25 protein-coding genes and 2 tRNA genes are annotated in these 25,291 nt (G+C 54.3%); 13 read left to right on the forward strand and 14 right to left on the reverse strand.

What is annotated here, in order from left to right; genetic code table 11:
• Positions 1–43: 43 nt before the first annotated feature.
• The 7 genes from ATW55_RS00425 to ATW55_RS00455 all read left to right on the forward strand — a co-directional run bounded on the left by ATW55_RS00425 (position 44) and on the right by ATW55_RS00455 (position 6,820).
• Positions 44–514 carry a DUF309 domain-containing protein gene (locus ATW55_RS00425; protein WP_067710957.1) on the forward strand — a complete coding sequence of 157 codons (471 nt, stop codon included), beginning with the start codon at positions 44–46 and terminating at the stop codon, positions 512–514.
• Positions 492–2,972, forward strand: a complete 2,481-nt coding sequence (locus ATW55_RS00430; RefSeq protein ID WP_067710959.1) for a GNAT family N-acetyltransferase — start codon at positions 492–494, stop codon at positions 2,970–2,972. Before ATW55_RS00425 ends, ATW55_RS00430 begins: the two co-directional genes overlap by 23 nt.
• Positions 2,969–3,715, forward strand: a complete 747-nt coding sequence (locus ATW55_RS00435; protein WP_067710961.1) for an NAD-dependent protein deacylase — start codon at positions 2,969–2,971, stop codon at positions 3,713–3,715. The genes ATW55_RS00430 and ATW55_RS00435 overlap by 4 nt, the downstream gene beginning before the upstream one ends.
• Before the next feature lie 146 nt (positions 3,716–3,861).
• On the forward strand, positions 3,862–4,050 hold the full coding sequence (locus ATW55_RS00440) for a helix-turn-helix transcriptional regulator (RefSeq protein WP_067710963.1): 189 nt from the start codon (positions 3,862–3,864) through the stop codon (positions 4,048–4,050).
• A gap of 19 nt (positions 4,051–4,069) precedes the next feature.
• The gene (locus tag ATW55_RS00445; protein WP_153004952.1) at positions 4,070–4,912 is read left to right on the forward strand and encodes a substrate-binding domain-containing protein; all 843 of its coding nucleotides are present in this window, start codon (positions 4,070–4,072) and stop codon (positions 4,910–4,912) included.
• A gap of 45 nt (positions 4,913–4,957) precedes the next feature.
• Entirely contained in the window at positions 4,958–6,034 is a 1,077-nt protein-coding gene (locus ATW55_RS00450) for an extracellular solute-binding protein (protein ID WP_067710967.1), read from the forward strand.
• A gap of 6 nt (positions 6,035–6,040) precedes the next feature.
• Complete coding sequence (locus tag ATW55_RS00455) at positions 6,041–6,820, forward strand: ABC transporter permease (RefSeq protein WP_067710969.1); 780 nt, start codon at positions 6,041–6,043, stop codon at positions 6,818–6,820.
• A 77-nt stretch (positions 6,821–6,897) separates the two neighbouring features.
• On the opposite strand, the gene ATW55_RS00460 is transcribed toward ATW55_RS00455, so the two are convergent.
• The 7 genes from ATW55_RS00460 to ATW55_RS00490 all read right to left on the reverse strand — a co-directional run bounded on the left by ATW55_RS00460 (position 6,898) and on the right by ATW55_RS00490 (position 13,963).
• A complete protein-coding gene (locus tag ATW55_RS00460) occupies positions 6,898–7,089 on the reverse strand; it encodes a hypothetical protein (RefSeq protein ID WP_067710971.1) in 192 nt (63 codons plus the stop codon).
• A 19-nt stretch (positions 7,090–7,108) separates the two neighbouring features.
• Positions 7,109–8,377 carry a Ger(x)C family spore germination protein gene (locus ATW55_RS00465; RefSeq protein ID WP_067710973.1) on the reverse strand — a complete coding sequence of 423 codons (1,269 nt, stop codon included), beginning with the start codon at positions 8,375–8,377 and terminating at the stop codon, positions 7,109–7,111.
• A complete protein-coding gene (locus ATW55_RS00470) occupies positions 8,361–9,518 on the reverse strand; it encodes a GerAB/ArcD/ProY family transporter (RefSeq protein WP_067710975.1) in 1,158 nt (385 codons plus the stop codon). The genes ATW55_RS00465 and ATW55_RS00470 overlap by 17 nt, the downstream gene beginning before the upstream one ends.
• Positions 9,515–11,686 carry a spore germination protein gene (locus ATW55_RS00475; RefSeq protein ID WP_067710976.1) on the reverse strand — a complete coding sequence of 724 codons (2,172 nt, stop codon included), beginning with the start codon at positions 11,684–11,686 and terminating at the stop codon, positions 9,515–9,517. The genes ATW55_RS00470 and ATW55_RS00475 overlap by 4 nt, the downstream gene beginning before the upstream one ends.
• A 79-nt stretch (positions 11,687–11,765) precedes the next feature.
• A complete protein-coding gene (gene acpS, locus ATW55_RS00480) occupies positions 11,766–12,152 on the reverse strand; it encodes a holo-ACP synthase (protein ID WP_067710977.1) in 387 nt (128 codons plus the stop codon).
• A 96-nt stretch (positions 12,153–12,248) separates the two neighbouring features.
• Positions 12,249–12,335: transfer RNA gene (locus tag ATW55_RS00485), tRNA-Leu, on the reverse strand.
• A gap of 68 nt (positions 12,336–12,403) precedes the next feature.
• Entirely contained in the window at positions 12,404–13,963 is a 1,560-nt protein-coding gene (locus ATW55_RS00490) for a PAS domain-containing sensor histidine kinase (protein ID WP_067710978.1), read from the reverse strand.
• A 191-nt stretch (positions 13,964–14,154) separates the two neighbouring features.
• Here ATW55_RS00490 and ATW55_RS00495 point away from each other — a divergent pair, with 191 nt between their 5' ends.
• From ATW55_RS00495 to glp, 5 genes are all read left to right on the forward strand, one after another.
• Positions 14,155–15,159, forward strand: coding sequence for a hypothetical protein (locus ATW55_RS00495; RefSeq protein ID WP_067710979.1), 1,005 nt, complete (start codon positions 14,155–14,157; stop codon positions 15,157–15,159).
• A 70-nt stretch (positions 15,160–15,229) separates the two neighbouring features.
• Entirely contained in the window at positions 15,230–15,736 is a 507-nt protein-coding gene (locus tag ATW55_RS16480) for a hypothetical protein (RefSeq protein WP_201024898.1), read from the forward strand.
• On the forward strand, positions 15,715–15,996 hold the full coding sequence (locus ATW55_RS16485; protein ID WP_201024899.1) for a hypothetical protein: 282 nt from the start codon (positions 15,715–15,717) through the stop codon (positions 15,994–15,996). Before ATW55_RS16480 ends, ATW55_RS16485 begins: the two co-directional genes overlap by 22 nt.
• 1 nt (position 15,997) lies before the next feature.
• On the forward strand, positions 15,998–16,210 hold the full coding sequence (locus tag ATW55_RS00505; protein WP_067710981.1) for a hypothetical protein: 213 nt from the start codon (positions 15,998–16,000) through the stop codon (positions 16,208–16,210).
• A gap of 65 nt (positions 16,211–16,275) precedes the next feature.
• The gene (gene glp, locus ATW55_RS00510) at positions 16,276–17,502 is read left to right on the forward strand and encodes a gephyrin-like molybdotransferase Glp (RefSeq protein ID WP_067710987.1); all 1,227 of its coding nucleotides are present in this window, start codon (positions 16,276–16,278) and stop codon (positions 17,500–17,502) included.
• A gap of 8 nt (positions 17,503–17,510) precedes the next feature.
• Here the strand turns inward: glp and ATW55_RS00515 are convergent, their stop codons facing one another.
• The 5 genes from ATW55_RS00515 to ATW55_RS00535 form a co-directional block, all read right to left on the reverse strand.
• A complete protein-coding gene (locus ATW55_RS00515) occupies positions 17,511–18,755 on the reverse strand; it encodes a cation:proton antiporter (protein WP_067710988.1) in 1,245 nt (414 codons plus the stop codon).
• Positions 18,756–18,873: 118 nt separating this feature from the next.
• Positions 18,874–18,964: transfer RNA gene (locus ATW55_RS00520), tRNA-Ser, on the reverse strand.
• Positions 18,965–19,080: 116 nt separating this feature from the next.
• Positions 19,081–19,401: a YolD-like family protein gene (locus ATW55_RS00525; RefSeq protein WP_067710989.1), complete on the reverse strand. Its 321-nt coding sequence runs from the start codon at positions 19,399–19,401 to the stop codon at positions 19,081–19,083.
• Complete coding sequence (locus tag ATW55_RS00530; RefSeq protein WP_067710991.1) at positions 19,398–20,657, reverse strand: DNA polymerase IV; 1,260 nt, start codon at positions 20,655–20,657, stop codon at positions 19,398–19,400. Before ATW55_RS00530 ends, ATW55_RS00525 begins: the two co-directional genes overlap by 4 nt.
• On the reverse strand, positions 20,654–20,890 hold the full coding sequence (locus ATW55_RS00535) for a hypothetical protein (RefSeq protein WP_067710993.1): 237 nt from the start codon (positions 20,888–20,890) through the stop codon (positions 20,654–20,656). The genes ATW55_RS00530 and ATW55_RS00535 overlap by 4 nt, the downstream gene beginning before the upstream one ends.
• Before the next feature lie 206 nt (positions 20,891–21,096).
• Between ATW55_RS00535 and fni the strand changes: the two genes are divergently transcribed.
• The gene (gene fni, locus ATW55_RS00540) at positions 21,097–22,158 is read left to right on the forward strand and encodes a type 2 isopentenyl-diphosphate Delta-isomerase (RefSeq protein WP_067710995.1); all 1,062 of its coding nucleotides are present in this window, start codon (positions 21,097–21,099) and stop codon (positions 22,156–22,158) included.
• 140 nt (positions 22,159–22,298) lie between these two features.
• On the opposite strand, the gene ATW55_RS17065 is transcribed toward fni, so the two are convergent.
• Together ATW55_RS17065 and acs are read right to left on the reverse strand one after the other, a co-directional pair.
• Positions 22,299–23,120 (reverse strand): methyl-accepting chemotaxis protein, encoded by an 822-nt coding sequence (locus ATW55_RS17065; protein WP_067710997.1) that lies wholly within the window; start codon positions 23,118–23,120, stop codon positions 22,299–22,301.
• 12 nt (positions 23,121–23,132) lie between these two features.
• Positions 23,133–25,088, reverse strand: a complete 1,956-nt coding sequence (gene acs, locus ATW55_RS00550; protein WP_067710999.1) for an acetate--CoA ligase — start codon at positions 25,086–25,088, stop codon at positions 23,133–23,135.
• Positions 25,089–25,291: the final 203 nt, after the last annotated feature.

Genomic DNA, 25,291 nt, shown 5'->3' on the forward strand with positions numbered 1-25,291 from the left:
AGATACTGCGCGATCCACGCCACGCGATGAGGGGATTTTGCCATTGGACGAGCGATTGCTTGCCTATCTTCACTGTTATAACATTCGACGCGATTATTTTCTCTGCCATGAATACGGCGAATCGCTGTGGCTTGATTCAGGGCGTCCGGAATTTCTTAAAGGGCTGATTCAGGCGGCGGTTTGTCTCTACCATCTCGAAAACGGAAACGTGCGTGGAGCCTACCCCATGTGGCTGCGCGCAAAAAGGTATGTCCAATCCATCCGCCCCGTTTATGAAGCGATAGACATCGATGCGATGCTGCGCGATACAGGGCGTGTCTTTGACCAAATCCCGCGCGCGCTGTTTGAGCGCGTCGTGTCACCGCAGAGAATCGCAGATCTTCAACTGCCGATCGTGACACTGCGCATCCTCGATCCGGTGCTTTTGGAGCGAGTCAATACGATGACACTTCCTCCGCTTCACGGCGATGAGAGATTGGGAGGAGATGGTCATGACGCGCATCATCTTGCGTGACGGGCGCGTGGCGACAATGGTGGTCGCCACACAGTCGGATGACGACGTGGCGCGTATCCGTTCCCTCTACGAACGGGTATCCCGCGACAGTCTGTACGCGCGCTTTATGCATGCCGTAAAGCATGTGAGTGACGCGATGATACGAAAAATGATCGCAGACGGCGGCGCGCATGGCGTCACCCTCCTTTGCATCGCGCGCGAGGAGACGCTCGCCATGGGCAACTACATGCGCAGCGATGATGCGATGGCAGAAGTTGCGTTTCTCGTCGATGACCAACTGCGCAATATGGGCTTGGGTACGCTGCTTTTGGAACATCTTGCCGAGTACGCCTGGCGGCATGGCATCACGCGGTTTGAGGCGCTTGTGCTTCGGGAAAACACGGCCATGCAGCATGTCTTTCGCCAGAGCGGCTATGCGGTCAAGAGTGACGCAACATTTACAACCATCCGCTATGAACTTCCGCTCGCCTCGACAGAACAGAGTCGTTCTTTGCGCGAGAGTCGCGAGAAAGCGGCGACGGCTCGCTCACTTGCACCGTTTTTCCGCCCCCAGTCCATCGCGCTGATCGGCGCGTCGCGCGACCCTGCGCGCCTTGGTCATCAGCTTTTGCGACACATCTTGTTCTCTGAGTATCAGGGAGCCGTCTTCCCGGTCAATAAGACGGCGTATGCAGTCTCTGGCGTGCGCGCATATCAGGATGTGGAGGCGATCCCTGATCCGATTGACCTTGCGATCCTTGTCGTACCTGCAAAGATGACACTTGCCGTTGTCGCATCGTGCGTTCAAGCAGGCATTCGCGCCATCATGGTCACGTCGTCTGGGTTTGCTGAGACAGACGCGCAGGGCGCAGCGCGCCAAGAAGAGATGGTCGCGCTTGTTCGCAGCGCAGGCGGGCGACTGCTCGGCCCTAACGGAATGGGCGTTGTCAATACAGATCGTGAAATAAACCTGAATGCCAGTTTCTCACCTGTGATGCCAAAGCATGGAGTTCTTTCGATTGCCAGCCACTCCGGAGCGCTTGGTGTCGCGATCTTAGAGTATGCGACACGCATGGGGGTCGGAATCGCTTCGTTTGTGAGCCTTGGCAATCGGGCTGACGTTTCCGGCAATGATCTCCTTCAGTATTGGGAAGATGATCCGCAGACAGAAATGGTCGCACTTTATCTCGAATCATTCGGAAATCCTCGGAAATTTTCGCGGATTGTGCGCAGAATGGCGCAAAAAAAGCCCATCCTCGTCGTTAAAAGCGCGCGTACAGCGGCCGGTGTCTCGCTTTCAGATACGCGCCAGACCACACAGGTCGCCTCGGATGTGCTTGTCGATGCGCTGTTTCGGCAAACAGGCATCATTCGCGTCGACACGCTGCAAGAGATCTTTGACGTCGCCGCACTGCTTTTTACAAAGCGCCTGCCGCGCGGTCGGCGCGTCGCGATCGTGACAAACACGGCGGGAGGTGCCGTGATCGCGGCAGACATGCTAACACGCGAGGGGCTTGAGTTTGTCGGACCGCTTGTCAATCTTGGCTTTGAGGAATTGGCAGACAGCTACCGCGCTGTCGTTCCGCACGTTTTGCGCGATCCATCCGTCGACGCGGTGATTGTGATCTTCACGCCGGTTGGTGTCGCGGATGAGGAGACTGTGCTGCAGGCGATCGGTGAGGCGGTTCATGAGGTCTACGCAGATGCGTCACAGGATGAGCAAAAGCCTGTGGTGGCTAATCTGCTGATGATGGGTGAAGAGAAACAGCGCGCTATCGAGGTGGAAGGTGTCGCCATCCCGATCTATCCATTTCCTGAGCAAGCGGTGCGCGCTCTCTCTAAGGTGGCAGAATACGCGACGAGAAAAGCCGAGAGCCGCGGCTCGATCCCCGAATTTGAAGGATGGGATCACGCGGCGATTCGCGCAGAAGTAATCGCCTGCTCTGCGCGTGCGGATACACTTTGCAAAGAATCTGCGCGCGCGCTCATGAAGCTCTGTGGTGTTGCCCTTGACGATCAGGCGCAGACGGTAGCCGCCGTGTGCTCGGCCGAAGAGAAAGGCAGCGCGTGTGACGAAGATGTTTTTACTCTGCGCGTCACATCTGATCCGCTGTTTGGGTTGTTGATGAGGCTCAAACCTTTGGATGATTATGGTCAATCAGACGCGCTTCCGCGCGATCCGGGCGCGATTCGCATCACGCCGCTCACCGATGTGGACGCGCGTGAACTTTCGTCGTACGCGCTTAAGCAGCGCGTACGTAAGTGTGCCGATCTGTCATCCGCTGGTGCAGACGCGCATCCATCCCGCGCGCTCACAGAGCTTCTCTTGCGCATCTCGACGCTTGTCGACGAGAGCCCAGAGATCAGCGCGCTGACCCTGGGATGTGTCATTGTGCGGCGCGACCGTGTTTTTGTGCAGACAGAGCACATCTGCGTGATGTTTCATCCACGATTAGAGAGAGAGGGGGAAAACGCATGAATCCTGCAAACGATTCCGTTTCCATTTTGCGATCCATGATTAAAGCAAGCAAGCGTCTGGCGGTTCTCACGGGGGCTGGAATGAGCACAGAGTCAGGCATCCCTGACTTTCGCAGCGCCGGTGGATTCTTTGAGGATGCGGCACGCGCGCAGCGCATGTCGGAGTCCTATTATCGGACCTCCCCCGAATCGTTCTGGCCTGAGTACAAAGCCGTTTTTTTGCGCAAAGAATTCCTTGCGGCAAAGCCCAATGATGGCCATCGCGCGCTGGTGGAATTCGAGCGCATGGGAAAAGAGGTAACCATCCTCACGCAGAATGTGGACGGGCTTCACACTGCGGCTGGGAGCACCCGCGTCCTTGAGATGCACGGTAATGTGCACGCTGCGGTTTGTCCGCGCTGCAGCGCGCGCTATTCACTTGCTGAGATTCTGGCGCAAGATGTTCCTCACTGTCACGCCTACACGCTAAAAGGCGGAGACTGCCAAGAAATCCTGCAGCCTGACATCGTTTTATTCGAGCAACCCGTGCGCCACTTCCAGGATGCTTTTTATGCCGTTGCCCGCGCAGATCTGCTTCTTGTCATCGGCAGCAGCCTGACCGTGGAGCCTGTTGCAAGTCTTCCTCAGTACGCTTCGCAAGCGGCAAAGCGCGTCGTGATCAATCTTGAGCCAACCGAGTTTGATGAGCGCGCGGATCTTTGCCTCTATGAGCGGCAAGCTGAAGTGTTTGCGGCGTTGTTGTGAATAGCGCTTCTTTGGAGATTGTGATCGCGCAAGGATGGAAACGCGCTTGACAGATACTCCTCCTATCTTCATCATAGGTAATGCGCAATTATTTTTGCATAGATGTTATATTTGATTGCTATTTTGTGGTTGAGCGAGGTGCATTCATGCAAAACAGACTGAAGGAGATGCGAAAGCGCGCATCGCTTACCCAGGAGGATCTCGCATTGCGCGCAGGCGTTACGCGTCAGGCGCTTAGCGCGATTGAAAAGGGTGCAGTCATTCCAAATACGGCGATTGCGCTTACGCTTGCGCAAATCTTTCAGTGCCGTGTGGAAGACCTTTTTTTTTCTTGATGAGACGCCTTCTTTTTACATGCCAGGCATGCGCGTTGGCGAGCCGCTATTTCTCGCTCGAATTGCCGGACAGACCGTCGTTCACACTGCGCGCCAAGCGGGCAACCGCCGAGTGGATGGGATGCTTTCAAACGCGCGCATCACAGAGACAGATGGTGTATACATACGCGTCGCGGCCACGGCGTACAGCGTTCAACCGGACGAAGCTTTTTTGGTGGCAGGGTGCGACAGTGCGCTTGGACTTTGGGTGCAGGCGATCAATTACGCCGCAGGAAAACCGGTTGCGTTTTGGATCAATTGCGACAATCAGACAGCGCTTAAGTATCTCAGAGAAAAAAAGGTGCATGCCGCCGCAACGCATTTCGGTCTGCACTTTCCTTTTGAAGATGATCCAGGGGTCATAAAGACGCGCCTTCAATTCACGCGCTATCGACTTGGATTCGGTTTTGCGGGTGATCGCTTCGCGGCGCCTGACGCAGAGCGTATCAAAAGGATGCGTCTGGTCAATCGCCCACGTGGTGCAGGCGCGCGGCTTGCGCTTGACCGGTGGACACTTGAAAATGGCGTGCGTGCGGATGAACTCGCGGGGTATGATGTAGAGCTTCCTTCTCACGCGCATGTCGCAGAAGCGGTGGCGTGTCGGTTTGCAGATCTTGGCGTCATGCCGGAACCGGAAGCAACTGCTTGCAAGCTCGACTTTGTTTCATTAAGCGAGGATGCCTCCGTGTTGTCTTTTGCGGTGGATCCCGCGCATCCGGTCGTTGCAAATGCCCTGCAGACCCTTTTTTCCGACGCTTTTTTGACGCTTCTAAAGACCAGCGGCCCGTACGATGTGTCCGCTGTGGGACAAACACTGCCATAACCAGTGTCCGTGCCATTTGTGGGTAATAAAGAAGAGGGGTGCATCATGAAACCTATTTCAAGAAAAGGCGCACAGCGCATTCGTTTTACATTCTTTACGATCGCCTCTGTGTCACTCGTAGCCGGGGCACTCAGCGCAACCCACGCGTTTGGCGCCCCAAAAAACGCTGCGCAGCCAAAACCCGCTCCCCGCCGTGCGGCGCCTGCTGTCACACACACGCCGCTTAGTGTGTACTACGCAGGTTCGATGACACAGGTCATGGAGCAGGCGATCGGACCGCAGTTTGACAAGATGACAGGAGATACGTATCAAGGCAAAGGGATGGGATCGGTCGCGCTCGCCCAGATGATGAGAAGCGGACTGGGTCAGCCTGATGTATTCATCAGTGCCGCGCCTTCTGTCAACACATCGCTGCTCATGGGAAAGGCGAATCACAATCTGGAGACATGGTACATCACGCTTGCAAAGGATCAACTCGTCATCGCCTACAACTCGACAAGCCGTTACGCCAAAGACCTTCGACTCGCAGCGCTGCATCGCTTGCCGTGGTACAAAGTTCTCGAGCAAAAAGGGTTTCGCCTCGGCCGTACCGACCCGAAGATCGACCCCAAAGGCGTCATGACGGTTGAAATGCTCCAACTAGCACAGCGGTACTACCACAACAACACGCTCTCTTCGCGCATCATCGGCAGCATCGAGAATCCGCAGCAGATCTTCCCTGAAGAGGCGCTTCTCGCACAGCTAAAAACAGGGCAAGTCGATGCAGCGATCGCCTTTTTGCATGAGGCAAAAGAGTGGCGTGTCCCTTACATCACACTGCCAAATGCAATCAATCTCGGCGATCCGGCAGAAGCTGCATTCTATCGTAACGCGACATTCACACAAAAAGGGAAGACGACACACGCAGAACCGATCGTGTTCACGATTTCCATTCCGAACAATGCCCGACATAAAGCGGCGGCGATTGCTTTTGTCAACGACATGCTCTCAGGACCCGCGAGCAAAATCCTTTTGCGGGAAGGGTTTACAGCGATGCCTCATACGGCGTATGGACTTCGTTCAGCGATCCCAGCCCTGTTGAAAAAAGACTTGGCGCCTTCTACGGGCAGTGTCCGCGCGTAACGAAACGTGAAAAAACGCGCACCCATGTATTGGCTTTTGCTGATCATTCCGTTCAGTTTTATCCTTGCGCCGCTCTACGCACTGTTTGTCTCGCGTCACGCCCTGTCGTTTCAAGGCTTGTTTTCAGATCCCGCGTTTTTACCGGCGCTTCTGATGTCTTTGCAGACGGCGTCGATCACGACACTCTGTACGATGCTCTTTGGGATTCCCGCGAGTTTTGCGCTTTCCCGCCTACCGCGCCTGATCCATCAGACGCTAAACGGATTTCTCCTCATCCCGTTGATCATTCCTTCGCTGATCGGCGGGATGGCGGAACTTACCCTGTACGGTCCAAACACGCCGCTTGGCGCTTGGTTTACTACGTTTGGTGTATCTCTAACGGGAAGCAGCGTAGGGGTCGTTTTTGCGCAACTTTTTGTCGCGAGTCCTTTTCTCATTTTGAATGTCTCACAGGCGATGCGCGAAGTGCCAAAAGAATACCTTGAAGCGACACAGACGCTTGGCGGCGATTCCTGGATCAATTTCTGGTATGTCGTGTTGCCCCTTTGCAAAGAGGCAATCGGTGTTGGGGCCATCCTGACCTTTGCACGGGCCGTCGGTGAATTCGGGGCGACGCTCATGATGGCGTATCACCCCTATACCTTGCCGATCTATGCGTGGGTCTCGTTTATTTCCGGAGGTCTTGCGCAAATCATTCCGCTCTCGGTGTTACTGATCGGTATGGGGGTCTTGGTAAGCATTTTGGCATCCCTGATCCAACGGGTCGTCCGCTCAGGCATGATGTGATTGTGTCACAAAATGTTGAGGGGATCGTCGCTTGCGCACAAATTCAAATCATAGACTGCGTCTGCCCCCCATTTCATTTACCAAGGCAGGGTGGAATTCCATGTCATATATTCAATGAGCACAAGGCTTGCCAGACCGATCGTCATGAGAATAAGCAGGGACAAGACGATGGAAGAGACGCGTTCTTTTTTCCACAAGTAGGGAACGACAGGTCCTGAGAAGATCAGTACAAGCAACATCGGCAGATAGAATCGCAAAAAGAGAATCATAACGGGGTACCACCTATTTCTATTCTGTCGTATTGAAGGGTGCGCGCTGCTTTCCGAATGAATTCATCAGCAAGTGATAGTGCACTGTGAATTTCGCACGGTCGAATTTTTCTGTAAATCTGAATGCTTTCCATCCTTGTTCTGTGAGAAATTTCGTCTTCAAGGCGCCAGAGAATCCGAAGATGTCGCCGTGAAATTCTGTCTGGCAGCGATGCAAGAGATCGTATGTATCTTTTTCAAAATGTCTCTCAAGCCCGCGTTCGAGAATGCGCGTATTGTGCGCATTTTGCACAAAGTCGACGCCTGCGTTTGTCCCAATGAGCGTGGCCTGTAGTGGGACATTGATGATGAGATGCAACTGGTTCTTGTCGAGATGCGCCGCTACGTCTGGCGAATAATACTGTTTGATCATGACAGCATCGCGCGCGCCGTGTCTGACGGGGTCGTCAAAACTCTTGATAAACTGACCTGCCTGCTTGCGCATGATCGCATAGATGCGCACTTCTGCACCGGTCAGGTGACCCACCCCCATGTTGTTTTGATACACTTCTGCCCCCATCGCTTCAATCGGATTGTCGCCGCGATCCAGTGGTACCTGTCCAGCGAATACGTCATCCTCATTTTTTAGATGGGATGTCTCTTGAAGGGGGGACTTTATCCCGATCAATGGAGTGATCGGAAGTGAATCTCCTGACTCGGTGCGGATAAAAAAATCGTTGAGCGTGGTTTTTGGCACATAGCTTGTATAGGTGACCTGATTGCGCAGGTTTTCCAGGGTGCGCGCGGATGAACTGCCGAGTTTGCTGCGATTTTTATGCATGATTTTTTCGATCGGATCAAGACTTGTAATCACGGCGATATCGCGGCGAAAATCTCGCTCGCGCACCAGTGCCTCCAGAAGTTCCATGGCATCTTCGTGCTTTATCAATTTTTCGGAAAGAAGGATCGCTTTGCACTGCAGGAGTGAGATTTGTCGGTCTGTTGTGATGTTGGCGAGATTTCGCGCGGCGCCAAAGCTTGGAGTGACAAATGTCGCGACGATATTTTTGTTCTGGGTGACGTTTGGGTTTGATCCCTGGATGGAGAGCGGCGCCTCATATTGAAAGGAGATTTGTATGTTGTTTTTTTGCGGCGCCTCGTCTACACCGATGATGCTGACAAACGTGAGGTCTTCCAGTTCATGGTTGTCCCAGCACCCTGACAGTACAAGGGATGAAGCGAGAAGAAAAGACATGCAAAGGGTGCGGTAAAGATTGCGCGGGGGATTTTGGCTATGCAGTGCGCGCACGTTTTCGGCCTCCTTTTTTAGTCGTGCGTTTGTCGTGACCCTCATGGTCTGGAGCTTCTGGTTTTTCGTGACGACGTCGAATCAGACTGACGATTCCGACGAGCAGTGCGAACCCGCCGTAAATGGGGATACTCCGCTGCTGAAGCCAGACATCTTTAAAGTCAATGGTCGCCTCGAGGCTTGGCGGCACAAACGATCCGAGATAGATCAAAAACCCGGTCGTGATGAGGAAGCGCCGATAGTTTTTGGAGTTGCACACCTCGGCGAGTTGCAGGCTGATCACAAGCAGAAAGATGGCCATGCGAAACAGAGAGATCGGAAGCCAGGACAAGGCGAAAATCGCCTCAATGTGTTGAAAAAAGCGGCCGAAGTAAAGAAGTTTTCCCACTTCGATAAAAAGATAGTAGAGGTGATCGTTTGACGGGTAAGGCAACACGAACTGCGTGACGTAAAGCCCCATGACGATGATGGCTACGGCGAATCCATACCCCCAGAGCAGACCGCGCTTAAACTGCGCGTAGGTGCGCAGAAATGGGCGCAGCATAAAAAATAGGATGATCTCTCCAAAGTAACCAGCGTGCAGTACGCTCTGCTTTGCGAGTGTGCCGATCCCGGGTCCCAAAGGCGGGAAAAAATGGTTTATGTCCCACTGCGGTATAGTCAGGAACATGAGAATGAGCAGTGTCGTGATGACCACGACATAGGTGATCAGCGTTGCGCGCGCCAGCACCTCGATCCCAAAATAGGCGCACACCAGCATGAAGAGCAGATAGACATAGTCAATGATCGTGGGCGGCGTTTGCGGCAAAAAGACGAGCTGCACTTGCTCAACGTCTGCGCGCATGCTCACGCAAGCGTCGAGATAGAGCAGCACAAGAGACGAGGCGCCGATGAGCGTGCCCAAAACGTTCCCAAGGTTTTTTTTTGCCAGGCTGACAAAGCTGTCGTCTGGTTTTGCCGCAATAAATAGCGGCAAAACGATGAGAAACATGACAATGGCCGACAAGATGCCAAGCAGGCCGGCTGCCGAGTGGCCGTAGTGCACGAGAATGACAAAAAAAGGATTGAGCGCTTTGCTCAGGATGACGACGGCGACGATGGCCGCCAAATGCAAATTGCTGATACGACCCTCTTGGATCATGCGGAAGAACCCCCACTCGCGTCGGCTGACCCTGCTTGAGATGTGTCTGCCGTCGAGGATGTACTCGCTGTCGCTGACTCGCTTGAGAGTGTTTTTTCAGACGATCTGTCAGCGCCGCCTGACCCCAGCTTGCGGGGGGTGCGCCTGGTCCGCCAAGGGCGGGCAGATGGCGCCTGTTCTGCGTTTTGTTCGGCGGTCTGTTCGTCTTTCTTTTCTTCTATCGCAGGTGAATCTGTGTCAGCCGCCGGGCGATTTGGATCAGCTTTTTCGACGGTTTGTGGCACCATCCTGTCCGCTTTTTGCGAGGCGGCGTTTAGGGTGGGACGACTGCGCAGCGACCCTGGGAGATCGTCGTACTTGATAATCTGCTTTCGAAAAACTCCTTCTTCCTTCGGTCGATATGGGGAAAGCGGCGTAAGGTAGGGGACACCAAAAGACTGCATGGATGCGACATAAATGAGCAGTAGAAGCAGCGCGCACCCCAGGCCAAACAGGCCAAAAATCCAACTGGCGAATGTGAACATAAATCGCAAATAGCGCAGAGAGAAGTTGAGTTCAAGATTGGGTACGGCAAATGAACCAAGACCTGTGATCGAAATCAGGATGACGACAATCGGTGTCACAAGGTCTGCCTGTACGGCGGACTGACCGAGAATAAGCGCGCCGACAATGCCGATCGTAGGTCCTATCACTTTTGGCACGCGCAAAGACGCTTCGCGGATCAGTTCGAAGCTGAGTTCTAGAACCATCACCTCAATGATCGTCGGAAACGGGATGTTTTGTCGCGATGAATAGATCGTTAGAAGAAGATCAGACGGGATCATCTCTTGCTGAAAATTCACAAGTGAAACATAGAGGCCGGGTAGCAGCAGTGCACAAAAAATGGAGATGACGCGCAAGACTCGCAGGAAATTGACAAACCAGAAACGCTGATACAAGTCGTCAGATGTCTCCATTTGCATAAGTAAGGTTGACGGAGCCAAAAGTCCCAGAGGTTTATTCTCAACGATCAGCGCGACGCAGCCGCGATAGAGATAGCGTGCGATAAAGTCAGGGCGTTCGCTATAGATGGTGGTCGGCAAGATCGAGTACGGGTGGTCCTCGATTAACTGCATGACCATTCCGACTGCATCGTGTGGAATGTGCCCGATGTTGTCGAGACGTCGATTGACTTCCGCGACGAGATCAAGATTGGTTAGACCAGCGAGGTACATGACGCAGACACGCGTCGAGCCAATGTCTTGCAACGCTTTGACTTGAAGGATGAGCTCTTTGCAGTGCACCACACGGCGCATGACAGACATGTTGTAGTTCAGGTCTTCTGTAAACGCTTCCTGGGGTCCTCGTATGATGGATTCATTGACGGGCTGGCCGATCTCGCGCGCTTTGAGTTCGGCAAATGAACATGTCAACACTTCGGAAAAACCCATGAACAATAGAATTTTTCCGGCGATCACCTGATCGGGCAGGCCGCTCATCTCGCTGGAAAGAGACCAATTGGCGCACGGCAGCAGATGCGCGAGTGTGGTCATGTCTGAGAGCGGTTCGTGGATGTGTGAAAAGACTTGCAGGATGAATTGTTCGATAGCAGGTTCCTTGACGGTGACGCCTGAGTACACGAGGAGCACGCGCTGATGGGCGGCTGTAAAGTGCTCTGCGAATACCATGTCTGCGTTGCGGTCTGCGTGCAGGAGTTTTCTGATATACGACTCCTGCTCAGCGAGCGATGCGGGCAGGAGATGCTTGTGGTGAGTACGCTTTGCATCATTTCTGGCATCGTCTTCTGCCGTGATGCGTTTTTCACGGCGCTCGCCCACACTCTCATAGGGCTGACTCGGGTCCTCCGCATCTTTGGCCGCGTTGTCACTTGGTTGATTATGCTGATCTGCGGCTTGGTCTTGACGAATGCCAAACGCTTTGGCGAGGTCTTTTTCTATGACCGTCTTATCAACGTGACTGATTTTTTGAGAACCTTCGTCCGATTGATTGCGTGGTTCTTTGTTTTGAGAAGTCTTGTTGTCACTCATCGTTTCACTGTAGCTTGTATCTTCGGAGCCTTCTCGTCCATATGCGCTCGGACTGAGGCTAAAACGTCCGCGATAGGGAGCAGGTCCTTCGGAGAGATTGATGATCCAGGCAAGCACGTGGACGAGTCGCTGTTTGAACATCGCGCATCCCTCCACCGCATGATGTGCCGACGGATCCTCGTCGACATTCACACGGTAGAGTTTTCCGATGAAGGGGATTTTATGCTTTGCAAAGCATGATCACGGAGGCGATGGCGTGACTGTGGTTGTGGGTGATGCTGAGGGTGATGCTTGATACGCAAAGCGATGTGGCGACGTCAAGCGCGTTTTTGTGAAGCGTCAATCGCGGGGCCCCACTTTTTTCAGGTGTAACCTCGATGTCAAGATAGCGAATCGAAGTGCGTCTTTCGGTGCTGTAGAGTGCCTTTATGGCGGCCTCCTTTGCGGCAAAGCGGCCGGCAAACCATTCCATCTGACGTTTCTCTGAGAAGGTGTCTGCGTGTGTCATTTCCTGAGGCGTAAAAAGACGCGCGAGCCTTCGCCGGTGATCGAGAAATCGTTTCAGGCGATCGATCTCAATCGAATCAATCCCGTGCAAAAGATGCATGAACCGCGTCACTCCTTCCCCGCAAAAAAATCGGCCACTGTGTGTTATTGGTGACGAAATAAAAAGGCTACACGAATTCGCGTAGCCTTTTACAGGTGGTGCGGTCGAGAGGACTTGAACCTCCACGCCCTGACGGGCACAAGAACCTGAATCTTGCGCGTCTGCCAATTCCGCCACGACCGCATGTCAATTGCCTACTTAATTTACCACAGATTTTGGTGCAATGCAATGCGTCCGGCCTTTCTTATGCCTCAATCCTCGCTATGCATGGTGCAGCGCGGAAGTCGAATCTCGATCTGCGTTCCGACTCCAAGCTCGCTGCTGATGTGAAGTGTCCCGTTGTGCGCCTCAAGGATTTGCTGGCATACCGCGAGTCCAAGACCTGTCCCGGTGCTTTTGGTTGTATAGAATGGTTCGCCAAGACGCGCGAGGTCAGCAGGCTTTATGCCAATGCCGTTGTCTGAGACGATGATCACAACCTGCTCCATTTCTTCGCGAATCGCAAGTGTAATGTGTCCACCGTCGTGAAGCGCTTCCAGACTGTTTTTCATGATGTTGATCATGACTTGGCGCAGATGTTGCTCATCGCCGTAGACGCACGGCGAGGTGTCAGGGAAGTAACTAAATATGTCGACGCGTTCAAGCAACGCCTGCGGAGTCATAAGGTGTATCATTTCGCGAAGAAATGGGATGAGTGAGATGTGGCGAGCGTCTCCGCGCGTGGGCTTTGCGAGCAACAAGAGTTCTTCGACAATTGCGTTGATGTGTTCAATTTCTTGTTTCATGATGGCAGTATAGCGATGAATGGATTCCTCGCTCGCCAAATCCATCAGTTCGAGGAAGCCGCGCAATGTCGTCAGTGGGTTGCGTATTTCGTGCGCAATGCCTGCGGCCATTTGGCCGACGGCCGAGAGGCGATCGGCTTTGCGCACGGCCTCCTCTGCGTTCAAGCGTGCCGTGATGTCACGCGATATGCTAAGCACCGTCGCGCTTTCCCCGTCTTGCGCAGGGGGAATAAGGACTGCCTGAATCTCCAGGATGACGACACGGTTTTGCGCGTCAAGAAAGCGGAGGGTGCGCCTTCGACTCACTCCTGATTGCAAAAGATACTGCCAGCCTTCGAGCAGTTCCTCGCGATCGTCTGGATGGATATAGTCAAAGAGCGTAGTCTGTTTCATCCTGTCAATTGAGTAACCAAGGAGCACCTTGTGTGAAGGCGACAGGATGAGGGCGCGTCCTTCCAGGTCAAACACGGCGATCAGGTCGGAGCTGTATGCGATGATGTTTTCCAGTTTGCGGTGGACTGCAGCCAGTTCTTGCTGCATTGCGGCAAGATCCGTAATGTCTTGAAACGTTCCCAAAAGATAGGTGGGTTCCCCGTTTTCATCAACGACGATCTCGCCGCGCGTATGTCCGTAACAAATGGTTCCGTCTGGGCGGATGATGCGATAGTGGTTGTCATAGTTTTCTTTGTTTCTTACGGCTTGCAGCAATCTTTTGCTGCCGTTTTCTGCATCGGCTGGGTGCATCATGGCAATCACAGACTGGAGTGACGGTTGAAAGGTCAGGGGATCGACTCCGAAGATTTCATAGAGTTCAGGGGACCAGTAGAGCATGTTGTACTCTTTTAAGTGAATGCGATAGGAGCCGAGTTTGGCGATGCGTTTGATGTCTTGATACGATTTTATGGTATGGCTGATATTCGATTTGAGGAGGCGTGTTTGCCTGCGAAAATGGAGTGTCTGAAAAAGGATAAAAGAAAACAATCCTGTCCCAAAAATGGTGAGAAGCAGTGTTTGTGTAAGTGTCATGGTGTAACCTCTCGTGACCGCGATTCTTTGGGGTAATCGTTATGTATGATCTATCAATTCGCATCGCATCGTGCGATTTCCTTCTTTATTGATTCAGCTTTCGCATATTTTTTTCCAATAAGGTGCATCCTAGCGTGTTGTTTTACGACGTGAACAATTCTTGATTCTAACGGTGAAGTGGGTTTGTCTTGATGCCAGAACGGATGGAACTTGTCGCAACCGTTTGCGATCCCTTTCAGGGTTTGATGACCCGCACACATCGCTTGCGTGATCAACTGCAAAAACGGGGATTTGAAGTCGAGATTTTGCGCGATCCGCACCGTTTTGGGCGGGCGGCGATGAAGCATGTGCATGTTGTTGATGTGGCGCGGCGCATCGAAGAGAATCTTGCGTTTCCGCAAGGACCTTACAGCGCAGGATTTAGTCGCATGGTTGCGCTGCCGGGCGATGCGCTCCTGCGAAAACGGTTGCAGGAGGCGCTCAGGCGCGCGCGCGCAATTCTCGCTTCCAATCTGAAGTTGGCTGCGTTTGCAAAGGATGCTGCCCCGCAAGTTCCTCTCTTTTGGGTGAGGGATGGATTTGCACCTTTTTCGCTCAGCGCAAGTCAGGAGATTGCGGATCGCACGCGGATTCTCTCGGCGTTATACGAGCACCGCTTGCTTTTTGCGGGAACGCTGCGCGCAAAAGAGCCACTGTTGAGATTTGCGAGATTGATAGCGATGCTTCGACGATCTGGCGCGCGCGTGCAGGGAATCGTGGCAGGTCCGCTTGAAACACCGGCGGCTGTGGCAAATTTACGCTCGCTGAGTCATGACCTGATTGACTATGTGGGGGCGTGGGACCGGGATGACATTCCTGTGTTGATCCGTGCCTGTGACGCCACAGTGCAGGTGGAGGACGGGTGGAGCCTTAGTGCGCTTGCGCATGAGGCGGCACGCATCGGCGCCCCGCTTTTGCTTGAGCGCTCTGTCGCGTGTCTTGCCACGGGGAGCGAAATGGCAGAGGCGCTTTTGCAGACGGATCGGATCTGTCACACACAGCCTCTTCTCGCGTTGTGCAAACAGGCGCTCGATGCGCTGTCGGATGAACCTTTGGGGGAGGCGTTTGGGTTTTTCAATCAAGGTGAAGGCATGCGGTTTTCGCAGATGGATGAAGTGAATGCCCTGATTTCCGTGTGCGATTTAACATTATCTTAATGCGGATTTCGTTGACGTTAAAATGCGTGTACGATAGAGTAAAACGGGATCTTTGATGAGGAGGGGTTGTATGAACTGGTATGTTGCAGGCGCCAGTTTTCTTGGCACGGCGGTCGAGTTCGTCGAAGCCCTTACGATCGTTCTTGCAGTCACGCTGACGAAAGGGGCGCGCACGGCGTTTTTGGGTGCGGGGCTTGCCACGCTATCGCTCGTCATTCTCGTTTTTATATTTGGCTACCCACTTCTTCACGCTGTTCAACTGGGTGTCGTACAATTTATTGTGGGACTGCTTATGTTGATGTTTGGCATGCGCTGGTTGCGCAAGGCGATTTTGCGCTACAGTGGCTATAAGGCGCTTCACGACGAGGGTGAAGCGTTTGCAGAAGAGCTTGAGCGGCAAAAGGCAAATCACACAGCAACGGAGAAGGCAATCGATGGATTCGGTGCGCTCACGGCGTTTAACGGTGTCTTTCTTGAGGGTCTCGAATCGGTATTCATCGTTATCACAGTCGCCTCGCGGCAAAAAGTCTGGGTTCGGCGATTGGTGGCAGCCTTGTGGCGCTTCTGCTCGTCGTAGCTGCGGGTGTCATTTTCCGCAATCCGCTTCAAGCGGTTCCTGAGAACACGTTGAAGTTCGTCGTTGGCGTCATGCTGAGCGCTTTTGGCACCTTTTGGTCTGGTGAGGGGCTGGGGATTCCGTGGTGGAGCCAAGATGTGTCCATTCTTTTGATCAGCGCATTTTATCTCGTTGCGTCGCTGGTCTTTGTGGCGATGATTCGCCCGCGCAGGGCGCCTTTGCGGTTGCCAGACGCATCTTCGGTTTCGAGGGAGGGTTGAGATGAAAGCGATCCGTGTGGTGTGGGGCCTTATCTATGATGACCCGTGGTTGGTTTCGGCCATCCTCATCGCGCTCCTTTTTGCGCGCCTGTTCACGCTGGCGCCCGGCCTGAGCGCTGTGACAGGCGTTTTGCTCCCAGTCCTTTTGTTTCTTGGCATCGTGGTCAGTGTGCGGCGGGAGATTGCCAAAAAGCGTCGCGCAACTCGTGTATAATAGTGTCTCCAGGGACCAAGGGTGCGATTTTTTTTCGCATCGTGACGTGGATGGAGGCTTTTTAAATGGATTCATTAATCTCGGTCGACGAGGCGCTGCGGCGGCTCATCGACGCGACTCACCCACTTGTAGCGCAAGAGCGGTTGTTAGAGGAAGCATTGGGACTTGTCACGGCAGAGTCGGTTCGCGCGCGAACCGACTTTCCTCCGTTTGCTCGCGCCATGCTCGATGGATTTGCGGTGCGCGCAGACGATGTCGTCGGGGCGACCAGGGAATCGCCGCGGACGCTGCGTGTACTTGGAACGGTTGGCGCGGGCGCTCAGGCAACGAGCGCGATTGGGCGCAATGAGGCCATGCGTACGATGACAGGAGCTCCCATGGCGCCCGGGTCAGATGCGCTGTTGCGCATTGAATACGCGCAGGAGTTTGTCGAACAGGGTGAGCGGTTTGTACACGTGTACAGGCCTGTTCCAGTCGATGAGGCGGTGCAGCACCGCGGCCACGATCTGCGCGCGGGTGAGGTTGCGCTGTCAGAGGGGACTTTGCTCTTGCCTGCCCAAATCGGCATCCTTGCGTCACACGGATACCGCTCGGTTTCCGTTGTGCGACCGCCGATTGTCTCGATCGTGGCCACGGGAAGCGAACTTCTTGAGCTTTGGGCAGATCCAAACCCATACGCACTTTATAACAGCAATGGTCCAATGCTATCCGCCCTCATCCGTCGCGTCGGCGGCATTCCTCGGGTGATGCCTTCTGTGGGGGATGATCTCGCGATGCAGCAGCGCGTGTTTGCAGATGCGCTGGAAGGGGCGGATGTTCTCGTGACGACGGGAGGCGTATCGGTCGGTGATTTTGATCTGACGCCGTCTGCGCTTGAAGCAATCGGCGTAAAGCGATTGTTTTGGGGCGTATGGATGCGCCCGGGGACGCCTGTGTATGCGGGAATCCGGGGTAAGCAAGTGATCCTCGCGTTTTCAGGCAGTCCATCTGCCGCGCTCGTCAACGCTGTGGTGCTTGGCCTCCCGGTTTTGCGGCGATTGGCGGGTCACAAGGATCCAGTTCCGCAACTTTATGCGCGGGTTAGAGGCGGGGCGCTGCGTCGACGCGTCAAGCACTCCCGTTTTTTTCGAGGACAACTGACACAACGTGACGCGGAGTGGTGGATTGATCTTGACAAAGAGCAGTCAAGCGGTTCTTTTGCCGGATTTGCGTCGGTGACGGGACTAGCCCGCATTGATGCGGACGCGGATGTGACTGACGGTGCGCTTGTTCCAGTGCTCCTCCTGCCCTGAAGTTCAGGTCACTTGGGTGCATCGCGCGTGGTGACGCCAAATCGCCTCGCCAAGACGGGGAAAAAGGGCGCTTCGAGCGCAGATGTGATGAGAATGGCTGCTACGATGCTAAACTCGATCAGCGAGATGCTGGCGAGGTGCAAGGGTTTTAGCAGAAGTACGAGCAGCGCCGGAACGACGCCGGTCTGGCGGTTGACTGCGAGAAATGCATAGTCGCGCCCGCTTAAGGGCGTGTGTTTTTTTGTCAGCAGATAGACACTGAGAACGGAGAGCGGGCGCGCGAAAGCCACGAGGATGAACGCCGCGCTGACGCCCTCGATGTACAAGGTGAGTCGGTGAGGAAAGACGAGCGCCAGGCCGAGGCCGACAAAGACAGTGCTTCGTGTGAGCGTGAGTGCGATGTTCATGCCGCGTGATACGTGATCGGGTGTCTCCTCCTCGCCTTCGCGATGCAAAAGAACGCCTGCGAGAAATGCGGCGAGAAAAGGTGAGGCGCCTGTCAGTTCGCAGAGTCCCCACGCTAAAAAGAAGGTGCTGAGCAACTTTGTGGTAGATGAGCCGAAGAATCTTTTTCGAATCCGTCGCGAGAGAAGTCCGACGGCGACGCCGATGAGTATCGAGAGCAACTCACTGTAGAGCGTGACAAGAAGTGGATGAATGATTGCCGGGAGGGTGAAAGCAGTCTGCCGCGTCCCTGTCTGCAGCGCTGCAAATGCAATGGAGATCGATACGAGCATGGCGCTCATTGGATCATTCAATGCAGACTCTGCAATCAGCGTCTCTTGTATCTCGTCGCGAATCGGAAAACGATCGAGGATTGTGATGAGTACGGCAGGGTCTGTAGCGCAAAAAAGAGCGCCGATAAGCCATGCGGTCTCAAAGGTGACGTGCGTGAGCAGCATAAATAGCAGGGTGAAGGAAGCGGCGGATACTAGCACGCCGAGCGTGGCGAGGTTCAGGATGACCTTTCGCAGTTTGAGAAAGGTGGAGGGTCGAATCTCCGTTCCGCCGTGAAAGATGATCAGGCTGGCCGCGAGTGTCAGTATGGTCGGGTCCTGCCACTGCCTGAGAGCGCCCAATAGTACATCTGTGTAAGGCAGGGGCGCGTGCAGGAGCAGTTGAGCTGCACCTAGGAGCAGGGCAACTTCAGGCAAATGGATGCTGCGATACACCGGTTTTCGCGTGAGCGCGTTTGTGAGAAAACCAAGGCCTGCGATCACAAAGAATCCGAGCAGTATGGGAATCATCTTCATGCGGATCCTCCTGTCGCTTTGCGGGCGTGACAAAATTTTGTATCGTCCATCACGCATATAGAACAAAATGACCTGCATTTGCACAGGTCATTTTGGCGGTTTCAAACAGAGAATAGGTTGGCGGAGAGAGTGGGATTCGAACCCACGAACGGCTCATCACCGTTGCTCGTTTTCAAGACGAGTGCCTTCAACCGCTCGGCCATCTCTCCATGCTTGTGTGGCGCAACTATGCAAGTATAACACAGTTTCATCGATTGGTTCAATACGCCGCAAACCTGCTTTCCTGCGGAGCAATCGCTGTCGATGTGAGTGCAATGTTCCAATGTTACAGCGTATCAATGCGCAGGATGTGGTTCGGTAAAAGCTCGATGACCTGGTGTGCGTCAAAAAGAAACAGTCGCGCGTAGCTGATCTTGCATCGCCCGATCGCTTCACAAACGGCGTAATCGCGCCAGTAGGTTATGCGAACGATCGCGTCACTGCTGATTGCCTCAGCAATCTCGATCTGCAACTCCTCGAGCCGATCCTCGGACAGTTGTGGCAGAGGTGTGCGCTGCCGGGAGCGCTCCATGGTTTCCATGGCACTGCGGTGCTCTGGCAGGACGAGACGCATCGCTGCAAAAATATTTCCATTCGTGATGTTCATGGTGCCCCGCTCCAATGTCCGCCAATTTTTTTGCTGCGCAAAAGAAGCTGACCGGCGGCAGTCAAGCTCGTGGCACGGTAGAGACTTGTCTTTCCATAACGCTCATGAATCAAATCGATTGCGCGATTTAGTTCAACCCGTCTGGGAATGTCCTCAAACAGGGACAGCTGGTCATCGGTGGCCGTCTTCAGATCATCGACGCTGACACTGATCGCGCGGATTCCTTCGCCTGACCAGTGTTGATCGAGCAGCGCAAGCAATGTGGGGTAGATGCTGTGCGCATCATCCCGCGCGGTTGTCAGCGCGCGCGCCCGATAAAATCCCCCTTCAAAGCGCGCATACGTAATGCCTAGTCCCACGCGCCTTCCGCGCTGCCCCGCGCGGCGCAGTCGGTGGCAAACTTCATCAAGCAACTCCAGAATCACCGTCGCCGCCTCATCCCGCTGATAAAAATCCCGCGGCAATGTGACGCGATGGGAGTAGCTTTTGTGCGGTGCATCGTAGGCGTTCGGGTGAATAGGGGAGGGGTCCTCGCCGTGGCTCCAGCGATAGATCACATCGCCCCACGCACCGAAGCGATCACGAAGCGCCCCGCGGGAGATGCGGGACACATCGCCAATCGTCTTTGTGCCAAACTCAAGCTCAAGCACCTGTGCGCGTTTGCGCAATCCCCACATTTTTGAGACAGGCAGATTGTGCAGTGATTCTAGATCTCCGTCAGGCCACCAGACGATACCTCCGGGCGTCTTTTTGGCGACGTTGTTTGCTACTTTGGCCATCCACTTGTTTGGGGCGAGCCCGATCCGGCAGCGGACGCGAAACTGATCCCAGATCGCTTGTTGCAGTGACCGCGCTGCCGCGACTGGATCGCCAAACAGCGCGGAGGGGTGGGGAAAGGCGAAAAAACTCTCATCGACGCTGAACTGCTCTTGTAGCGGAAAGTATTCTCGTATGGTCTGCTGAATGCGCGTGCTCGTCTCGATATAGAGTTGCATGCGCGGCGCGGCGACGACTAATTCGGGTACAAGGCGCAACGCCTCGCCGAGGCGCATGGCGGTAGTGATCCCGCGGGTTTTGGCGGGTGGCGTTGCGGCGAGGATAATCCCACTGCGCCGGGCCGGGTCTCCGGCTACGACGAGCAGGGGATCGCTGTCATCGCGCTCCATTCGCCGGGCAACAGTAAACTCAGGGCGCGATGCCACCTCGCACGAAGCATAAAAACTCTGCATATCCACCAATCCGTAAATGAGCGTCATAGGAAATGTGGGACATCCATCTCGAGTTCTGCCTCGAGCATCGCCTTCATGTAGATCGCGCGCGTCTGCCGGTTGGCGTAAGTAAAACAGACCGTGACGCTCCAGGCGTCTTCCTCAGTGGAAAGAATACGCAGATTGTGTGCCTCAAGAAGGCGCAACAAGTGACGCGCCTCTTCGGGAGAACGTCTTTGGCAGAGCAAGTATTCGCGCACGGCAGCCGTAGGTTTTGCCATATTGGAGCCTCCGAATTAGAACGTGTGTTCGATAACCTGATTATAATCGTAGTGTTTTAAAAAAGCAAACATACGTTCGGATTTTGATGAGTACAAGAAAAAGTGGAAAGAATGACTGGGAATGTGTGATGTGCAATAGCGTTTGCTCTGCGAGAATTGGTAGAATGAGGCGATAATGGCACTCGGCGGCAAAGGCGGAGTATGAAATGACGCGAGAACAACGTAAATGGCAGCATGTGGAATTGGCGCTTCGCGCGGGCGCGCGACCAGCGACCTCTGATTTTGACGATGTGCGGCTTGTTCATCGATCGCTTCCCGAGACTGCGGTAGAAGATGTGAGACTTGACACGATGCTTGGCGGGCTTGCGCTCTCTCATCCGCTTTTGATTAACGCGATGACGGGCGGTTCCACACGGACGGGAGAGGTCAACCGCGAGTTGGCGCAAGCGGCCGCAGAAACGGGCGCGGCGATGGCTGTCGGATCCCAGCACGCGGCACTTGTGAACGGACAGCTGCAAGCGTCGTTTCGCATTGTGCGAGAGACGAATCCGCATGGGGTGATTTTTGCAAACGTGGGCGCTGATGTATCGCTTTATGACATGGAGCGCGCTGTCGAGATGATTCAAGCGGATGCGCTCCAGATTCATCTGAATGTCCCGCAGGAACTCATCATGCCAGAGGGAGATCGCTCTTTTCGCGGGTATTTGCATACGATCGAGCAGGCGGCAACCCGTCTTTCTGTTCCGGTCATCGTCAAAGAAGTGGGTTTTGGCATGGCGCGTGAGACGTATCGCCAATTGGTTGATGCAGGGGTGCGCATCGTTGACGTAGGCGGACGCGGCGGCACCAATTTCGCATGGATCGAGCGGGAACGGCGTGGTGATGGAAGATATGCCTATCTGAGCGACCACGGACAAAGTACACTCGTATCACTGCTTGAGTGGCAGTCGCTGCAACCATCCCTTGCGTGCGTCGCCTCAGGGGGAATCCGCCACGCCCTTGACATGGTTAAAGCGCTCGCGCTTGGCGCCGCGGCCGTCGGGGTATCCGGCATAGCGCTTCGCGCGGTGCGTGAGGGAGGAGCCGCGCAACTGATTGAGATGATCCGTCGGGAACTTGACGAAATGCGTGTGCTCATGACCCTCTTTGGCGCTGATCATCTGCGTGATTTGCAGCGCGTTCCCCTCGTAGTGCGAGGCGAGGCGCGGGCTTGGTGTGTCGATCGCGGGATAGATCTTTCGTCACTCGCGCAGCGAGCTGATATGTAGTGTGATCAAAAAAGCGCCGCAAGTGTGGGACAACATGCCCGCCACTTTGGCGCTAGATTCCTGACATCAAACAGTCTATTGCGTCTAAAAACAAAACCCGCCTCAATAGGAGATCCTGAGGATGTGGTTTTTACTGCACGTCACGCGCGCAGATGCATGGATAGTTCCGTCAAGCCTTCGCTGATGGTCGTCAATTCTGTAACAGCTGAGGCGAGTTCGCCGGCGCTTGTCGACTGGCGCTGCACTTGTTCAAGCATTGATTCAATCTCGCGATTCATGCTGGTTATCTCTGCCATCAAATGGTTCATGGATGTCTCGATCAGGCGCGTCGAGGTGCGCGCGCGCTCCGATAGTTTGCGAATCTCCTCTGCGACAACGCCAAACCCTTTTCCAGCCTCCCCGGCACGCGCCGCTTCAATCGCTGCGTTTAATCCGAGCAAGTGTGTCTGTGCGGCCACGTCGCCAATCACCCCGGTCATCTGCACGGTCTGCATCCGCTCGGACTCAATGGCCTGCGCACGTTTGACAAGCACTTCGGTTGCCGAGCGAACCACGTGTGCCCCTTGCGCAAATGTGTCAGTCATCGCAGAGAGTTCTTCGGTCATCGCATTCATTTGGCTGGCTGTTTGCTGTAAGGTTTCTTTTGTGACTGTATCCGCAAAAATGCACATTGCGCCAACGACGCGTCCGTCTTCGATAAGCGGAACGCCGATTCCTTGGTAGGGAACGCCGCCTGTTAACGCTTTGTTTCCGTTGCGCGTGACTACATTACCTGTCTGAACGGTTTCTTTTCCAATACTTCCGTCAAGAAAGAGACGCCCCGCGTCAAAGACTTCAAGGAAAAAATTTTGCCCTGGAATCGAATAAACGTAGCCTTCACAGTCGGTGACGACAAACTGTGCGTGCGGAAAAAAATTGTGAAGCGCTGGTGCTAATGCAATGACTTGATCTTGGATACTCATCGTCGCGGTTTCCTATTCCTTATCCTGGTATTGGCTTTTAAGTGCATCAATCACGCTTGGGTCAGCAAGCGTTGTCGTGTCGCCAAGCGCTCTTCCTTCGGCGATATCGCGCAGCAGGCGGCGCATGATTTTGGCGCTTCTTGTTTTGGGAAGCTCCGCTGTGAACAGAATTTCTTCGGGACGCGCCATTGCGCCAATCTGAATGACAACATGCTGTTTGAGCTCTGCAATCAACTCAGGTGTCGCTTCGACACCTTCTTTTAGCGTGACGAACGCGGTGATGGCCTGGCCTTTGATTTCGTGCGCGCGTCCAATGACGGCCGCTTCAGCCACAGATTTGTGATCGACCAGAGCGCTTTCTACTTCCATCGTTCCAATGCGGTGGCCGGAAACGTTGATTACGTCATCGATTCGACCAAGAATCCAGATGTAGCTGTCCTCGTCAAGATGTGCGCCGTCACCGGGGAGATAGATCCCCGGAAATTGTCCGAAATAGGTTTTTGCGAAGCGTTCATCATCGCGCCAAATCGTGCGAAGCATGGATGGCCAAGGTTTTGTGATCACGAGATAGCCCCCGCTGCCAGGGCTTACGGCCTGACCGTGTTCGTCAAAGACCGCAACAGAGATGCCGGGTACAGGGCGCGTCGCGGATCCGGGTTTTGTTTCGATCAGCCCCGGAAGTGGCGCAATCATCGCGCACCCCGTCTCTGTCTGCCACCACGTGTCAACGATGGGACAGTTGCCATGACCAATGTGTTCGTGATACCACATCCACGCCTCCGGGTTGATCGGTTCGCCGACGGTGCCCATGAGCCGCAGGCTGCTCAAATCGTACGCTGCGGGGTGCTGCGGCCCCCATTTCATAAACGTGCGAATCGAAGTAGGCGCGGTATAAAAAATCGTGACGCCGTAGCGCTCGATGATCTGCCAGAACCGGTCGCGATTGGGAAAATCGGGTGCGCCTTCGTACATGACGACGGTTGCGCCAGCTGTTAGCGGACCGTACACGATATAGGTGTGACCGGTCACCCAGCCAATATCTGCCGTACAAAAGTAAACGTCGTCATCCTTTAAGTCAAATACAGAGCGCATCGACGTATTTGCACCGACCAGATAACCGCCAGTCGTATGCACGATTCCTTTTGGTTTGCCGGTTGTGCCGCTTGTATAAAGAATGTAGAGAATGTCTTCGGCATTCATCGGTTCGCACGGGTAGGGGGAGTTTGGCATCTCGGCCATGAGCTTCTCCCACGCCACATCGCGTCCTTCCGTCATGGACGCGCCGGAAGACGGCCCAACGCGGTTGACCACGACCATCGTTTTGACATTCGTGCCATCGACTGCCGCGTCTGCGTTCGCTTTGAGTGGAATGATGCCTCCGCGTCGGTGGCCTGCGTCCGCTGTGACGAGAACGCTCGCGTCAGCGTCGAGAATGCGGTCACGCAGCGAGGAGGACGAAAATCCTGCGAAGACGATGGTGTGGATCGCGCCAATTTTGGCACAGGCGAGCATGGTGACGGGCAATTCCGGAATCATCGGCAGGTAAATGGCGACGCGGTCGCCTTTTTTGACGCCAAGGGACGAGAGCATGTGAGCGGCGCGATCGACCTCTTTTCCAAGCATGTCGTAGGTGAGAACGCGTCGATCGCCGGGTTCGCCCTCCCACAGGATTGCCGCTTTGTTTTTGCGATAGGTCGTGCGATGGCGGTCAACCGCATTGTATGCGGCGTTTAGTGTTCCGTCAGAAAACCAAGCGGCGTGAGGTGGATTCCACTCGCAAATTTTAGTATATGGCGTAAACCAGTCTAGGTGCTGTGCCTGCTCACTCCAGTATCCCTCAGGGTCTTTGAGCGCGCGCTCATAGATGTCGGGATCGTTAAAGTTTGCATTTTTCTGAAACTCGTCGGAAGGAGCGAATGAGCGAGTTTCCTTTAATAGCGTGTCAAGATGATCGGCGGGCGTACCCATGAGTGATTCCTCCCCAAAAGTGCGTAAGCGATTTCAATGCAAATGGCTAAATCATGAAATTGCTATTGATTATACCATAGGATTGTATAAAAAAACGGGTCAATCTGTGATAAAAAACCTGCTGGATAAATAGAATGCGATCAAACGATTTGTACAAAACGGTGAGATAATTCCTGAATTTAAAGACTATCTTGCAAGAAGAG

This window comes from Ferroacidibacillus organovorans (genome assembly GCF_001516615.1).
GTDB classification, from domain to species: domain Bacteria; phylum Bacillota; class Bacilli; order Alicyclobacillales; family SLC66; genus Ferroacidibacillus; species Ferroacidibacillus ferrooxidans_B.